The organism is Microbacterium sp. STRO-2N, from assembly GCF_057747775.1.
On sequence record NZ_CM173223.1, the window covers coordinates 3,396,551 to 3,409,998 of the forward strand.

Below are 13,448 nucleotides of genomic sequence, written 5' to 3' on the forward strand. Positions count from 1 at the left end.
GAGCCATGAGTGCAGCCGGTCGCCGTGGGAGCGACTCCAGATGCTGCGATCCGAGTGCCGCGCCGCTTACGTGGAAACGGTATGTCGACGAAACGGACGCTTCCGTAATCAGTTTGGAGACTTGGCTCGCCTCGCTCGCTCCTTTTGCTCGCGCGCACGAGGAAGGGGAAATTGACGCGCTGTTCGAGGCAGCCGAGAACGGCACACTTTGGGACTCCGATGATGAGACCACTCCGATCAAGCCGATCCGGGAAGACCCAGAGATCTTCGAGCTGCGGAGAACCGCGCTCACGAAACGCCTGCGGTTCTATCACGGCGAGCCGAGTGAGCTACCGGATCACCTCGTCGCAGTTCACCGTCACATAAAGGTGGACGGGCCCACTCAGCAGGCGGAGATTGAGTTCGCAGCAGCTCGCTACTTGAGGGGTAGGGCGTCACTGTGGAGCTAGCTGGCTTTGCCCACTTGCACAACCTTTAGGTTGTGAGGGTATGATTCACAGCATGGCTGCCGTCGCCGCTCTCTCCACCGCATTCTCCACTCGCCTCATCCGAGCGCGCGCGAAGGTTCTTGCGCGGCAGGACCGAGCCTTGCAGGCGGAACTGATTCGTTTGCGTCAGGACGCGGGTCTCACTCAGAAGCAGATAGCCGACAGGATGGGTGTCACCCAACAGGCGATCAACAAGCTTGAGCGTTACGACGCGGACCCGAAGCTGTCGACGTTGCGTCGATATGCGAACGCAGTTGGCGCTCTCGTAGAGCACAAGGTCTCTCCGGACGTTGGTCAATCTGAGTGGCTTGCGGTCGGCACGCGTTGGGACGCCCTGGCTACGTTACCGTCGCAGCGCGTCCAGACGTCCACGATCCTTGGCGAAGTATCCCTGTCGCCGTGGGGCGAGAAGAAGCAGAGCGATTTCGCGCTTGCCGGTTGACGCCCACCATGTCGCTAACTGACGAAGAGGTGCGTGACGTCCAGCACGTCATCGCCAACACCGTGCTAAGAAACATCGAGTTCTTCGAGGTTTCGGCCCGGAGAAATGACCCGCCGCCGGATCAGCCCGCGGAGGGTCGGCTCACAATCGAAGTACAACAGCGGATCGACGAGCAAAGCTTCGGCGTCCGGCTCAATGCACGAGCGGTGTTGCCCACCGGAGAAGCATCAGCCAGTGTCGCGGGGACATACGACCTTCTCAACGGCGTAGCTCCTTCTATCCGGACTCTCAGATTGTTTGCCAACGAGGTCGCGGTGATGACCGTATTCCCGTACTTGCGGGAGGCCGTTGCAACAGCCACATCCAAAGTGTTCGGCGACGCGGTCTACCTTCCACTCGTCCAACGAGGTGAGATCGCCCTCGACATCGAGGATGAGGGCACACGACGGTGACCTGAGCGAACGGGAATGCAGAGTACGCGCACTCGCTCTTGTTCCCTAACACGCCAGCCGCGGTCCACCCAGGCAACTGTTGGGTCACGATTCGATTCTGTAAGCCCCGACCTCCGCGCGTTCGATGACTGTCGTTCAGCCCGGGCGGCAACAGTCGCTGACCTCGAAGACGCCGGCCAAGCGCGGCCGGCAAGCGACCCTGTCCTCGCGCGCTTCGGTTTGCTACTCGGCCTCCATGGACGGCGCACTCGTGAACTCTGACGACTCGAACTCCACCTCGATGGCGTGGGCCCGCTCTTGCCAACGGGCATGACGGTCGCTCCGGCCGAGCGCGGCCGAGACCCCGATCATCAACTGGGCGAGGGCGAGGTCAACGGTGATGTTAGATACCAGGTGCCATTCGCCGGCTTCCACCACCCAGATGTATCCCGAGCGAATGTCATCCCGGTCGAGTTCGCGTTGCCACAGGAACTCCGCTCGGTCGAGCGCCTCGGGTAGGCGGTTTAGACGTACCAGGCAGCAGCACTGGTTGTACACGTTGATCAACACTGGGGTGTATCCAGCAGATTCCGCGCGCTTGAGCAGATCGAGACTTGCCTCTGCGTCGGTTGGTAGCTTGCAGAACCCGAGGTTGTTGAGAGTGCGCGCGTCCTCGGGATGGAGGCGGTGATGAAACTCGAAGAGAGCGGCCGCCTCGTCGTGTCGATCTCGCTTGAGGAACGAGACGGCTGTGTCCTGGAGTTGCCAGAACAGAGCTTCGTCCTGATCATGATCCTGGTCTGAGCCCGTAGCTGCACGGTACGCAATCTGCTCATTCAGCATTATCGGGTCCGGGCCTTCGAACTCAAGCGCCGCCTCCGGAAAAGGGCTTCGCTCGAGTTCATTGCGCCAGCGGAACTCCATGTGTAGGGCCTCGGTCGGCCATCGATCGAGGTCCTCCTGGGTTGAACGCAGCTGAAGCCAGAAGTACGGAAGCGAGAGCTCAGAGCGCTCGCGGTTCTCGATTTCATAGTCACTGAGGACCTGCTCCGTGGGCGGAGTGAAATGGAGGATGTCTTCAAGCCCCGCGTAGATGATCCAAGAATCGATGCTGTGGACAGATGAGGCAATCGCCATCGCGGCCACACCGGGATCCGCGTCCATGGCGGACGGAGAAACTCGTAGCAACGATCGCCACGCGGGAAGGTCTATCGGTCCACTATCCCCTCCGCTTACGAGGCCGACCAGCAGTGGAAGCGCTGCGCGCGGAGCCATGCCATAGCGCAGCAGGCTCTCTCCGTCGATTCCGGCCGCATTGAGGGCCGCCACCAACTCTCGGGCATCCTCCGCGCGCTGCTCCAAGTCGGCTCGATCGGCGGGCACGCTCTGCAAGGCCCGGTCGAGCGCTCGTATGAGGGCCCGCACGCGCCCACCGGACGCATCCCCTAGTTCAAGGCCCTTGTCCACCGGATCTCCTTATGCAAGATTGTGACTAAGATTTTAGCCCAGGAGGTACACATATGGAGAACGTGATCTTCCAGGCAAGCGATCTTGCTCGCGACCGTACACGCTTCCTCGACGCCGCGCGGAGCGGTCGCGCGCGCGTCCGCGATAAGGATGGCACCGGGCTAGTCATGCTCCCCGAAGCCGAACTGGAGGTGCTTGAGGGCTTCGCTGCGTGGTCACAAAAGCTGAACCAGCTCACAGCACTTGTTGAGGGCGAAAGGGCACTAACACCAGCTCTCCTTGGCGAGCTCGCATGGCTACGGGTGTTCGACGGTGAAGACATACGAGAGTTCATCAACGAGTTGCACCAGGCGCTTATCGCGGATCTCGCAGACCAAACGACCGATGCGGTCGCGTCCGTCGTCAGCGATTGGCGCGTGACGGCAAAGCAACTGGAAGACCCGCTTCGCCGTTCGGTACTGCTCGGACACGATGCGCCCGAGAATCTGGTGGAAGCCGCGGAGCCTTCGGGAGATGCCTAGCGCGTACCATCCACTGGAACCGGCGCGTCGCCCGGATGGCAAGCCTGAGAGGAAGCCGGCTTACCGCGTGCTCGTCCACCGAAAATTCTCCAACCACTGGACGCAAGCTGTCGAGCGCGTCGGACTCCAGCAGGTGCAACAGTTCTGGGATCACGTCGCGCAGACTCCTGGCTCGACCTCGCCAGTCGCTTCGATCACGATCCTCAAAGGCAAGGCCGGGCGCCCCCAGGGCGCTGGGTGGTCAAGGACGTATCACTACGAACTGTCTGGGGCCGCCAGGGTCAACTACCAATTCCACAATGACTTCGATGCTGGCAACAAAGGAGACAAGCACCGAGTCGTCGCGATTCTCACCATCGACTTCAGCAGTCATTAGCGCTGGTCGCGCCCGACGTCAATCACGAGACGTGTGTGGACCCCGCGCAGGCGCCGGGACGAGTCAGAGAATCACGATTCGGGGGTCCGCCCCCTTGCAAGAACCCCTGGTCCATCGCGTGAAGACCACAGCTCATCCCGTCGTTGGAACTCCTCGGCGTCCGCGTCGCCAAGTTGACTCTGGTTGGCTCTTGCCGAAGCTCGACTCTCCAGGTGTTGACTGGCGCCACGTAATCGCCGAGTGTCGGTTTAAGGGCGTTGCCGCTCAGTGTGGATGAGGTTCGGGCAGTGGGGAGTCTGACCCTGGGCGCGGCCACGCGAAGAGTCAGTTAGTCCTGCGACGGTGCGAGTGTTCTGCCAACGGGATCGTCGACGACTGGCATGAACACAAGACGGCAGCCCGGGCACCAGTATCCAGGCCCCGCGTCGCGGAGCGTTGAGGAGCAGTCAGGACAACGCGGGACCCGCATGTCGTCGATCGGGTCCGTCACCGGAGCGCCTCCTCCATACTCGGGGACGAGCACGCGACTCGATGCGGGACGACCAGCGCCCACCGACGGCGAGAGGCAGCGCGAACGAACGCTTGGCCTAGGCACACGGCGTTCATGCCGCCAGCCTACGGCGCCCGGCTCATTCGTGGCCTGCGCTGTTCAGTCGTAGGCGTGGTGGACGTGCCAGCCGTCTTCGGCACGGTACACGTCGAAGACGAGCGACGCGCCAGAGTCATCGGTGCCTTGGAAGCGCCAACCGAACATGTGCCGTTCACCACTCAGGGGCATGGCCCATACCGGGTCCGAAATCCGGGTTGGCATATCGGTCACCCGCCATTGCCGCCCGGCGTAGAACATCCGCGTCGGGATGTCGTTCGCCATCCATACCGTCGCTTCACGTTCGACTACAGCTCGCCCCATGGGCTAACAGAATAGAACATAGGTACGATAACTTCTAGAGTCGACGACGGCCCGGGAGGTCTAGTCCGGCGATGGGAACGAATAAGCGGTACGCCGCTCACTATGACCGGCTGATGGACGAGCGTGTTCTGCAGCGCGTCGCTTCGGAGTTCCCGCTACAGACCCTTACCGATCGGGAGCTTCGGAGGGACTCGCTTCCGGTGACCCGCGATCCGCAGCCGAAGCCGTGCCGGGCGTGGGTGAGGTTCGGGCCACACGCGTTCCACGTCGACGCTGTCGTGGCAGTGTGGAACGACCTCGCCTGCGGGATCGAGTTTAGCGTGGGCGACCAGCGGATGCGGTGCTGGGTATGGGCTAACGCCGTCTCGCCGACTGAGTCCCGCATCCCCGGCACGTGAGCCGTCTCGGCTCGCGCGAGCGGAATTCCTCGGTTCGGAGACATCACCTAATGGACGGGCCGACGTTACGGCCTGCGCCCGCGACCACCGTGGATGTTGACGCTGCGGGGAGCCGAGTGGCGTGGGTCCCCTCGCGCAGCGCCGACTCGGTCGGCTCATTGCGCCGGCGAAGCTGACCGATGAATTCACGCGAGCTCGCGTCGTACTGCGCGCGCAGTCGCTCGCGCGCTTCCTCCCATGCCCCGGGTGAGGAGTGGGTGTCGCCTCGCGCGTGGATGCATGCGTTCAGTGATGCGATTCTGGCGTCCAGCCGGAGGAGGGTTCGAGCGACGTCGCGAAACCAACTAAGGCGCCGTTCGAGTTCCTCGCCGACGTCCGACCCGCCCACAGCGTTGCTGCCCTCGGTGGCTGCAAGCACTCGCCCGGCGCCATCCAGGCTGTCTTCGCCGTCCGCGCTACAGGCTAGATTGCCTTCCGCGGCGCGGGCAGCCCGCCCGAGCTCGGTGCGCGCGGCACGGATGGCGTCGTCGATGCTGACCTCGGGCAGCCCGCGGAGCATGCTCTCCGCAATCTGCTGCCGCGCTGCTGCCGGGGTGTGGGCGATGGCGATGACTTCGTTGTGGCTGCGGCCTCGGGTCATCCCGACGTACAGTCCCGCGGCGTCGACTCTGGGTCCGACGATGGCCGCGTCAGTGGTCTCCCCCTGGATGCCGTGGACCGTCGACGCGTAGGCGAGGTGGACGTGGTCGGCGGCGTACTCGTGGGAGACGGTTCGGGTGTCGGCGCTGTCGGCGAGGGTTGCCAGGTCGATGCCGGTGGCGTGGATGCGTCGGATGGTCCATTGGGCGCGGTTCTCGACGTCTGCATCGCGGTCGTTGCGCCGGGTCTGCACGATGTCACCCTCGAGCAGGCGCTGCTCTCCCTGTCCGACCGCGATGCGGTGGAGGTGAAGTTCACCTTGGTCCAGGCGCCGCTGCTGGATGGCCTCGTTGATGGCGTCGGCTTCCTCGTTCGTGCTCGTCACCAACGCGACTCGCCGCCGCTCCCGCGACCACCGGAAGTACGCGTCGACCATCGCCTCGCGTGCGCCCATGTGATCCGGCACCCGATGGATGAGACCGCGCTGTTCGAGCTCGCCGGCGACAGCCAATGCCGCGTCCTTGGTCGCGGGTTCGCGCATTCGCAGCGTGAGTTCGGCGTATTCCGGGTCGCGGAACCGGAGTACCGCGGTCAGCTCGACGACGGCGGTCGCCCGTCGGGTCAGGCACGCCATCGCTCCGGAGTGGCCGACCGGGCGAGCCTGGAGGTGATCACCCACCATCGCGATCCCCGCGCCCGTCTCGGCCGCCACGATAGCGAGGGCGTTCGCAGTATGAAGGTCCACCATCCCGGCCTCGTCGACCACCACCCGGTCCCGTTCACTCAGCGGGAACCGCCGCGGCCCCTCCCAGACACGCCCCGTCGCTGGGTCGAAATCACCGGGGGCCACGCGGGTCCAGGTTTCGGCGCCCGCCTGGTCACGTCCCCACCGGAAGCCGTAGTCGGCGAGCAGCGCGTGCAGGCTCGACGTGGCCGCGCCGATCTCACGGCCCGCCACCGACGCTGCCTTCTTCGTGGGGGCGACCACCACCATCCGACGCCCCTGCTTGGCCAAGGCCGTGTTCGCGACGCGGAGCATGGTGGTCTTTCCTGCCCCGGCGGGTCCGGTGACCGACACCAGCCGGTCTGTTCCGGCGATCGCGGCCGCCGCGTGCAGCTGCGGCTCGTCGAGAGTCACCTCGTCCGACAGCACCTGAGCTGCGGCATCCGCGACCATCCCGGTCTCGGCAGGCGTGCCGGCGCGGGTGAGGGCATCGAACCGTGCGGCGAGGTCCACCTTCAGGGTCGCGGTTGCGACCGCCATGAAGCCCTTGATGTGCGCCGGACGATCCTCATCATCGAGCAGGTCGATGGTCATCTCGAGCGCGCGATTCGTTACCTCCTCGATGACATGCTCGAGCTCGGTACGGGAGGCGACGACACCGGATGCCGCGACCGCGCGGGTAGCGCCCGCTCGCACATCGAACAGGCTGAACCTGCCGCCGCAGCACGCGGACCGGGCATCCGCCTCCACCACCGCCTGCGCCGCGAGGAGTGCCAGCTCGAGCTCTGCGAGCGCGGGCGGCCGAATGACGACGGGTCCGCGCGGCTCGCGGATGGCAGGGTCGATGGTGTCGAGCTCGGCGGCGATGAGGTCTTCCCACGCGGACTCGTCCAGTGCGTGTGGTTTGTTGGGACGGGCGGTCGCCCACGCCAGCCGATCGATGCGGTGCAGCTCGTCGGGACTCGGCTCGAGCCCCGGGTGGTCGGCGTGCCACGCGGCCAGCAGCACCGCCCGGTTGGATTCGATCTGCGTGGACCGCCGGGACAACGGCCGAACCGCGTGCGCGAGCTCCGCGATCTCCCCGTCCGCATCCAGCCTGTATCCGTGGCGGGCAAGCGCGGCCAGCCACTCCGGATCGGTGCGGGCGGCCAGCTCGCCCTCGGCATTGATGAGGGTGTGCATCTTCATCGCGACCCGGGAGTCCACGTTCGACCACTTCCCGTCGACGCCCTGCACCTTCACGTTCAGCCACAGGTGCCGGTGGATGTGCGGGTCCAGCGCCCGTGACCGCCGATGCTGCAGTTCGACGACCTCGATGCGGTGGAGCGCCTCCCGGATGCGACCGCCAGCGCCACGGCGCGCGTTCAACTCTGCCTGCCATATCCGGATGATGCGGTCCCGCAGCCGGTCCTGCAGCGCCTCGAACTCACGCGCCAGGTCGGGATTGACGAGAGCGGCGATGCTGTACGACTTCGGCGCGTTGATCGTGCCATCCAGAATCAGATCCGCATCCGGGGAGGTCAGATCCCGACCCCGCCGCTCGCCCGTATCTGGGTCGAGCCCGTCCACCCAGCGACGCAGCCGCTCCTCGTCAAGAACGTCGGAAGAGACAGTCCCGCCCTCGACGATGAACCGGGTCACACCGCTCGACGCTGGCTGGCTGTAGCCGGCGAGTGCGTCTACGCCGGTCGAGCGGAGGTGTGAGTCACACGAGCCCTGGAACGCGTAGGCCATCGCCTGCCGAACCCCTTGCGACCCGACACCCCGCTTCCAGCGCTCCAGACCCCCGCGCATTACCCCAGACTACGCTTAAGTTGTCGAACTCGAAACGAGTTTCACAGAAAGTGCCTGCGTGCATTCCCATTGACCGGCAATTACCCTTCGTTAGCCCATGCCACAGGCCGTTCGTTCCAAGTGACTCTCACGGCTGGGGTACGAGTGACCTTCCTCGCATCCATCGGCTGTTATGACGCAGTCTTTGCCATGAACGATTTCGCCGCGATCGGCGCGCTAGCCCCCCTACGCGACGGGGTCTGCGTGTGCCCGACGATGTTTCAATCGTGGGTTACAACGACACGCTGCTCGGCGCGAGCATGACAACGCCACTCACCTCCGTCAAAAGCCCTATTAAGGAAGTCGGCTTTCGCGCCTTCGCCATGCTGACGGATGTGCAAGCTGGTCGGAAGCCAAAGAACCTCATCCTTCGACCTCAGCTGGTCGTTCGCAGCTCAAGCCGAACGGGCTGAGCCACTCGATCGCGACGCGAGCCGAGGTGGCGGCCTGATCACTCCGCCGCCGCGAGGGAACGTCAGCGGAACCCGGCGCGGGGAGCCGTCACTTCGAGGGCGTCCTTCACCATCGCAAGCGCTGCGCCGATCGGGCTCGACCGGCCACCACTCACCACAATGTCTCCGGCCTCGGGGCAGCCGAAGACGATCGCCTTCTCTGGACCCTCGAGCGCGAAGAGCGGATCACCAAGCTCGGTGGGCTCAAGTCGTACCTGCACGCGCATCGGCTCGTCATATCGCGCCGTCGCTACTGCTCGCAATCGGCGGCCGCTGCGCATGACGGTCGTCGCGTGGGCCGTCGCCGTCTCGCCGACAGCCTCGGCGTCTACGACGGTCGCGGCGGGGTTCCACCCCCAAAGCAAGGCCGCGAGCAGCCTCACCTTGGTCGCCGAGTCTGCCCCCGTCAGGTCTGCCGACGGGTCGGCTTCCGCGATCCCTCGTCTTTGAGCCTCAGCAACCGCCTCACCGAGCGACGAGCCGCCGGCGAGGCGATCGAGTATATAGGTGACCGTTCCATTTGGACAGGCACGGATGGTTTCGCAACCCAGTCCGCGAACTCCCGTTCGCGCCAGGTCCCCGCCCGGAAGGGCCGCGCCCGTCGCACCCGAGATCCGGATGAGCGCATTTCCCCGGCGGGCAGCCGAATCCAGTTGCGCCCAGTGGCTCAGCAAATGGACCTTGGTAGCCGTCACGACATGGATGCCGCGCTCCAAGGCGGTTAGCGCCTCGGCGGCGGCGAGCTCGCGCACTTCCGGCGTGGACGGGATTGCCTGCACCAGAACCCGAGCACCCGTCGCCTCGAGCGTCTCCTCCAGGGGCGCGACCGAGCCCCACAGCGCCCTCTCAGGCACCGCATCGCCAGGTCGCAGCCGAGCCTCGTCTGAACGCACCCTGACCGCCGCGACGCGGAGGCCGACACCGTGAGCATCGGCGAGGGTGCCGGCGTGCTTAGCGAGGTGGGTGGTGAAGGCGCGCCCCACCGGTCCGTAACCGGAGAGCACGACGGGGGCGTCCGTCGTCGGCATCTTCCTATCCTTCTTTCCAGTGCGTCACCGCGTCGTCGCGGTGTCGGCGAGATGCTCGGCAAACTGCAGCAGGCGGGCCAGTCCGTCGCGGACCTCATCGGTGGAGCGTGCATAAGAGATGCGGATACTGTGATCGCCAGCGCCCGTCGGGTCGAAAGCGGTCCCCGGAACGACCGCCACGTGGGTCTGTTCGAGCAGCCGAGAGGCGACCTCCGACGAAGACCCCCACTCCGGCGGATAGGCCGCGTAGAGGTAGAACGCCCCGTCCGCGCTGGGCACCCTTAACGAGGGGGACTCCGCCAGCAGATCGAGCGCCACCCGGCGGCGCTCGGCGAAGGATGCCCGCATTCGGAATCGTTCGTCCGCCGTCCGTCGGAGGGCCACCACGGCGGCGTCCTGTGCGAACGTGGGCGGGCAGGTCGTGCTGAACTGACGCACCAGGAGGGCGGCGTCCACGAGGGCGGGCGGTCCGGCGAGCCATCCGAGGCGCCACCCGTCCATGGCGAAGGCCTTGGCGAAGCCCCCGACCGTGAGAGTGCGCTCACGCAGGTCGCCGACGGCGGCGACCTGCGTGTGCGAGCGCTCGTACACGAGCTCGGCATAGATCTCGTCGGCCAGCACGAGCGCAGAGCTCGAACGCACGGCATCGGCGATCCCAGCGAGCCTCGCACGGTCGAGCACCGCGCCGGTGGGGTTGTGCGGCGTGCACACGACGACCATCCGCGTGCGAGGCGTGAGCGCACGCCGAAGGTGATCGGGATCCAGCCGGTACCCGTCTGCGGGGTCGAGCGGGACAAAGATGGGGGTCGCCCCGGCCAAGCGAACCGTGGCCTCGTACGCGGGCCATGCAGGCACCGGAACGATGACCTCGTCCCCCGGCCCACAGAACGCCATCATCGCGAGGAAGACAGCCTCGCTCGCACCAATCGTCACGAGCACGTCCTCGTCGGCGTAGTCCACGGGCGACCCGGCGGAGAGGTACTCGGCGATCGCCACTCGCAGCTCCGGCGTTCCTGCGTTCGGCCCGTAGTGCACGCGACCCGCCCGCAGGGCGGAGGCGGCCGCCTCCTTCACAACCTCGGGGGTGTCGAAGTCGGGACGGCCGATCTCGAAGTGCCGCACCTCGACACCGCCCGCCTCGAGCTCGGCGGCCCGGTCGAAGATCGCCCTGATCCGCGACGGAGTGACGTGCGCGAGACGGCCCGCCGGGCGGGAGACCGACGACGTGCTCACGACGCCCGGATCCGCAGAGCCTGCAGATTCGCGAGCTCGATCACGCCCCAGCGGCCGAGCTCCCGCCCGTAGCCGCTCGCCTTCACACCGCCGGTCGGCAGGCGCGGGTCGGTGGCGGAGATGGTGTTCACGAACACCGCGCCGGCGTTGATCCGCGCGCTCACCGCCATAGCGTGATCGGGATCGGCGCTCCAGACGCTACTGCTCAAGCCGTACCGGGAGGCGTTCGCCAGGGCGATTAGCTCGTCGTCATCCGCCGCGGTGGTCAATGCTCCCAGCGGCCCGAACGTCTCGTCCGTCAGCAGGATCGAGTCCCGTCGGCGCACTTCGACGATAGCCGGCGAGAACCAGGCTCCCGGCTCGTCCTCGGGCGCCGCCACGGTCGCGAGCACAGCATCCCCAGAGGCGAGGGCGTCATCGCGCTGCGTTCGCAGTGTGTCGCGCAGATCGTGGCGGGCGAGCGGCCCGATGTCGGTCGTCTCGTCCGCCGGGTCGCCCACCCGCAGAGCCGCAACGTGCGGACGCAGCGCCTCCGCGAAGGCGTCCCGGAGGTCGCGATGAACGAGAATGCGCTTGGCGGCGATGCAGCTCTGGCCGTTGTTGAGGAACCGCGAGCGCACGGCGCCCGCCGCGGCCGCCTCGACGTCGGCGTCGGCCAGCACAATGAACGGATCCGATCCGCCGAGCTCCAGGACGCATTTCTTCACCGCCGCGCCAGCCCGCGCGCCCACGAGCGCGCCGACCCGATCGCTTCCGGTGAAGGTAACGGCCGCCACGCGCGGGTCATCGATGATGTCGGATGCGGTGGCTCCGTCGACCACGACCACGCGCAGCACGTCGGGACCGACGGCGTCGGCGAAGATTCGCTCGATCTCGCGCGCGGTGCCGGTGACGGACTCCGCGTGTTTGAGTACGACGGTGTCTCCAGCCGCGATCGCGGGGAGCATCGCGCGTATCACCTGCCACAGCGGGTAGTTCCAGGGCAGGATCGCGAAGACCACGCCCAGCGGCAGTACGCGCACGATCCCGCGGTCGCCGTCAATGTCGAACGTCTCGGGTTCGAGCAGTGCCGGGAGCCTGTCGGCGTAGTAGCGGCAGGTCGCCACGCACTTGTCCACTTCGGCGCGCGACTGTCGAATCGGCTTACCCATCTCGCGCGTGATCAGGGCAGCCAACCGGTTCCTCTCCCGCTGGAGCTGCTCACCGAGCTTTCTAATCGCGAACACGCGGTCGTCGACGGAGCTCCGGCCCCACTCGGACGAGGACACGGCCTCGAGCACGCGATCGACGTCGCGCGCGCTCGTGTACGGGTGGAAGTCCAGCTTCGCCCCGCTCGTCGGGTCGATCGTGACAACGCCTGCGGTGCTCATGCGACCCCTCCATCATGGGCGTGGACGTCACGGAGCCACCGGGAGAACCGACCCGTGAGCGAGACCGGATCGACCAGAAGCTTGGCGATGCCCTGGGCATTCCCCTCCTCGATCCGGCCGTACAGGAACGCCGGCCGCTCGACGTCCAGCAGCTCCTCGAAGGCGAGCTCGAGGCCCGCCACGTTGTCGACCGAGCGCGTGATCCAGCCTGCGGCCGCCGCGAGACCGGCAAGATCCACGCGGGACGCGTAGGTCGGGAGTGCGCCGGTCGATCCGTACACGCCGTTATCCAGCAGAACGAGGAGAAGGTTACTCGGCGCCAGGTAACCGCCCGTCGGCAGCACGTTGGGGTTCATCAGAAGCGAACCATCACCCTCAATCGCGACGACCTTGGGAAGGCGGTCGTCCAGGCTCAGGGCGAGACCGGTCGCCACGGACCCAGCGAGGCCCATCGAGTCGAGGAGGTACAGGTGGTTGTCGGCGTCCTTGACGGCAGCCAGCTCACGGCTAGTGGCCGCGCAGGTTACGACCACGGGATGCCGTGTCGTCAGAGCGGCGAGAGTCTCGAGCGCTTCGATCCGCTTCATCAGGCGACCTTTCCGTCGGTGTTCCAGAACGACCCGAGCACGACGACGGGCCGGTACGTCATGATCGCGTGGACGCCCGCCTCCTGGACCGTGTCCCGCCAGTCATCCACACCGCTGCGGCGGTCGAGCTCAATCACGGGCAGACCTACGGCGCGCAGGAGGGTGGGCGTGGGCTGGCTGATCGAGTGGATCATCGAGTTGTACTCGCCGAGGCTGCCTCGCGTGTTCGCGAAAATGAGCAGCGGCAGGTGGTACGACTGGGCGAAGGTGGTGAGGGCCGTCAGCGCGTTTCCGAAGCCGTTGTCCTGCATTACCACCGCTCCTAGACGGCGGGTGAACGCCACCGCACCGAGGACGCCGACGGCCTCCTCCTCGCGCGAGAGCGGGGTGACGCGCTCAGAGATACCATCTCTTCCTCCGTCGGTCGCTACGAGGGCGTTGATGATGGGTGCGACCGTCACGGAGGGGACGTATCCCACGCGCGCGGCTCCCGCACCCCAGATGCCGTCGGCGACGGCTTCGGCGTATGTCATGTGTGTGTGATTCCTT

The 13,448-nt window shown here is 66.2% G+C and carries 15 protein-coding genes; 7 read left to right on the forward strand and 8 right to left on the reverse strand.

All coding sequences use genetic code 11. The features are described from left to right. Positions 1 to 5: 5 nt before the first annotated feature. The 3 genes from AC3ANN_RS15665 to AC3ANN_RS15675 are packed head-to-tail and all read left to right on the forward strand — an operon-like array spanning position 6 to position 1,382. Positions 6 to 449 carry a hypothetical protein gene (locus AC3ANN_RS15665; RefSeq protein WP_488338312.1) on the forward strand — a complete coding sequence of 148 codons (444 nt, stop codon included), beginning with the start codon at positions 6 to 8 and terminating at the stop codon, positions 447 to 449. A 52-nt stretch (positions 450 to 501) separates the two neighbouring features. After that, a complete protein-coding gene (locus tag AC3ANN_RS15670; RefSeq protein WP_488338313.1) occupies positions 502 to 930 on the forward strand; it encodes a helix-turn-helix transcriptional regulator in 429 nt (142 codons plus the stop codon). Positions 931 to 938: 8 nt separating this feature from the next. Then, complete coding sequence (locus tag AC3ANN_RS15675; protein ID WP_488338314.1) at positions 939 to 1,382, forward strand: hypothetical protein; 444 nt, start codon at positions 939 to 941, stop codon at positions 1,380 to 1,382. A 222-nt stretch (positions 1,383 to 1,604) separates the two neighbouring features. Here AC3ANN_RS15675 and AC3ANN_RS15680 read toward each other — a convergent pair whose 3' ends face one another. Then, the gene (locus AC3ANN_RS15680; RefSeq protein ID WP_488338315.1) at positions 1,605 to 2,828 is read right to left on the reverse strand and encodes a hypothetical protein; all 1,224 of its coding nucleotides are present in this window, start codon (positions 2,826 to 2,828) and stop codon (positions 1,605 to 1,607) included. 53 nt (positions 2,829 to 2,881) lie between these two features. Here AC3ANN_RS15680 and AC3ANN_RS15685 point away from each other — a divergent pair, with 53 nt between their 5' ends. Together AC3ANN_RS15685 and AC3ANN_RS15690 are read left to right on the forward strand one after the other, a co-directional pair. Next, positions 2,882 to 3,349, forward strand: a complete 468-nt coding sequence (locus tag AC3ANN_RS15685; RefSeq protein ID WP_488338316.1) for a hypothetical protein — start codon at positions 2,882 to 2,884, stop codon at positions 3,347 to 3,349. After that, a complete protein-coding gene (locus AC3ANN_RS15690; protein ID WP_488338317.1) occupies positions 3,342 to 3,725 on the forward strand; it encodes a hypothetical protein in 384 nt (127 codons plus the stop codon). Before AC3ANN_RS15685 ends, AC3ANN_RS15690 begins: the two co-directional genes overlap by 8 nt. Before the next feature lie 649 nt (positions 3,726 to 4,374). Here AC3ANN_RS15690 and AC3ANN_RS15695 read toward each other — a convergent pair. Next, a complete protein-coding gene (locus tag AC3ANN_RS15695; protein ID WP_488338318.1) occupies positions 4,375 to 4,596 on the reverse strand; it encodes a hypothetical protein in 222 nt (73 codons plus the stop codon). 110 nt (positions 4,597 to 4,706) lie between these two features. Here AC3ANN_RS15695 and AC3ANN_RS15700 point away from each other — a divergent pair, with 110 nt between their 5' ends. After that, positions 4,707 to 5,033 carry a hypothetical protein gene (locus AC3ANN_RS15700; protein ID WP_488338319.1) on the forward strand — a complete coding sequence of 109 codons (327 nt, stop codon included), beginning with the start codon at positions 4,707 to 4,709 and terminating at the stop codon, positions 5,031 to 5,033. Positions 5,034 to 5,076: 43 nt separating this feature from the next. On the opposite strand, the gene AC3ANN_RS15705 is transcribed toward AC3ANN_RS15700, so the two are convergent. Further along, complete coding sequence (locus tag AC3ANN_RS15705; RefSeq protein WP_488338320.1) at positions 5,077 to 8,037, reverse strand: AAA family ATPase; 2,961 nt, start codon at positions 8,035 to 8,037, stop codon at positions 5,077 to 5,079. 419 nt (positions 8,038 to 8,456) lie between these two features. Here AC3ANN_RS15705 and AC3ANN_RS15710 point away from each other — a divergent pair, with 419 nt between their 5' ends. Then, complete coding sequence (locus tag AC3ANN_RS15710; protein ID WP_488338321.1) at positions 8,457 to 8,642, forward strand: substrate-binding domain-containing protein; 186 nt, start codon at positions 8,457 to 8,459, stop codon at positions 8,640 to 8,642. A 62-nt stretch (positions 8,643 to 8,704) separates the two neighbouring features. Here AC3ANN_RS15710 and AC3ANN_RS15715 read toward each other — a convergent pair whose 3' ends face one another. The 5 genes from AC3ANN_RS15715 to AC3ANN_RS15735 are packed head-to-tail and all read right to left on the reverse strand — an operon-like array spanning position 8,705 to position 13,432. Further along, entirely contained in the window at positions 8,705 to 9,709 is a 1,005-nt protein-coding gene (locus AC3ANN_RS15715) for a hypothetical protein (protein WP_488338322.1), read from the reverse strand. 24 nt (positions 9,710 to 9,733) lie between these two features. Next, on the reverse strand, positions 9,734 to 10,942 hold the full coding sequence (locus tag AC3ANN_RS15720; RefSeq protein ID WP_488338323.1) for a pyridoxal phosphate-dependent aminotransferase: 1,209 nt from the start codon (positions 10,940 to 10,942) through the stop codon (positions 9,734 to 9,736). Further along, entirely contained in the window at positions 10,939 to 12,312 is a 1,374-nt protein-coding gene (locus AC3ANN_RS15725) for an aldehyde dehydrogenase family protein (RefSeq protein ID WP_488338324.1), read from the reverse strand. The genes AC3ANN_RS15720 and AC3ANN_RS15725 overlap by 4 nt, the downstream gene beginning before the upstream one ends. Continuing rightward, a complete protein-coding gene (locus AC3ANN_RS15730; RefSeq protein ID WP_488338325.1) occupies positions 12,309 to 12,899 on the reverse strand; it encodes a thiamine pyrophosphate-dependent enzyme in 591 nt (196 codons plus the stop codon). Before AC3ANN_RS15730 ends, AC3ANN_RS15725 begins: the two co-directional genes overlap by 4 nt. Further along, positions 12,899 to 13,432, reverse strand: a complete 534-nt coding sequence (locus tag AC3ANN_RS15735; RefSeq protein ID WP_488338326.1) for a thiamine pyrophosphate-binding protein — start codon at positions 13,430 to 13,432, stop codon at positions 12,899 to 12,901. The genes AC3ANN_RS15730 and AC3ANN_RS15735 overlap by 1 nt, the downstream gene beginning before the upstream one ends. Positions 13,433 to 13,448 lie beyond the last annotated feature (16 nt).

What these genes read in the sequence shown, in the direction of transcription:
- AC3ANN_RS15695 (WP_488338318.1), bottom strand. Translation starts at nt 4,596, where the DNA reads ATGGCGAACGACATCCCGACGCGGATGTTCTACGCCGGGCGGCAATGG.
- AC3ANN_RS15725 (WP_488338324.1), bottom strand. Translation starts at nt 12,312, where the DNA reads ATGAGCACCGCAGGCGTTGTCACGATCGACCCGACGAGCGGGGCGAAG.
- AC3ANN_RS15665 (WP_488338312.1), top strand. Translation starts at nt 6, where the DNA reads ATGAGTGCAGCCGGTCGCCGTGGGAGCGACTCCAGATGCTGCGATCCG.
- AC3ANN_RS15685 (WP_488338316.1), top strand. Translation starts at nt 2,882, where the DNA reads ATGGAGAACGTGATCTTCCAGGCAAGCGATCTTGCTCGCGACCGTACA.
- AC3ANN_RS15675 (WP_488338314.1), top strand. Translation starts at nt 939, where the DNA reads ATGTCGCTAACTGACGAAGAGGTGCGTGACGTCCAGCACGTCATCGCC.
- AC3ANN_RS15690 (WP_488338317.1), top strand. Translation starts at nt 3,342, where the DNA reads ATGCCTAGCGCGTACCATCCACTGGAACCGGCGCGTCGCCCGGATGGC.
- AC3ANN_RS15700 (WP_488338319.1), top strand. Translation starts at nt 4,707, where the DNA reads ATGGGAACGAATAAGCGGTACGCCGCTCACTATGACCGGCTGATGGAC.
- AC3ANN_RS15730 (WP_488338325.1), bottom strand. Translation starts at nt 12,899, where the DNA reads ATGAAGCGGATCGAAGCGCTCGAGACTCTCGCCGCTCTGACGACACGG.
- AC3ANN_RS15715 (WP_488338322.1), bottom strand. Translation starts at nt 9,709, where the DNA reads ATGCCGACGACGGACGCCCCCGTCGTGCTCTCCGGTTACGGACCGGTG.
- AC3ANN_RS15670 (WP_488338313.1), top strand. Translation starts at nt 502, where the DNA reads ATGGCTGCCGTCGCCGCTCTCTCCACCGCATTCTCCACTCGCCTCATC.
- AC3ANN_RS15735 (WP_488338326.1), bottom strand. Translation starts at nt 13,432, where the DNA reads ATGACATACGCCGAAGCCGTCGCCGACGGCATCTGGGGTGCGGGAGCC.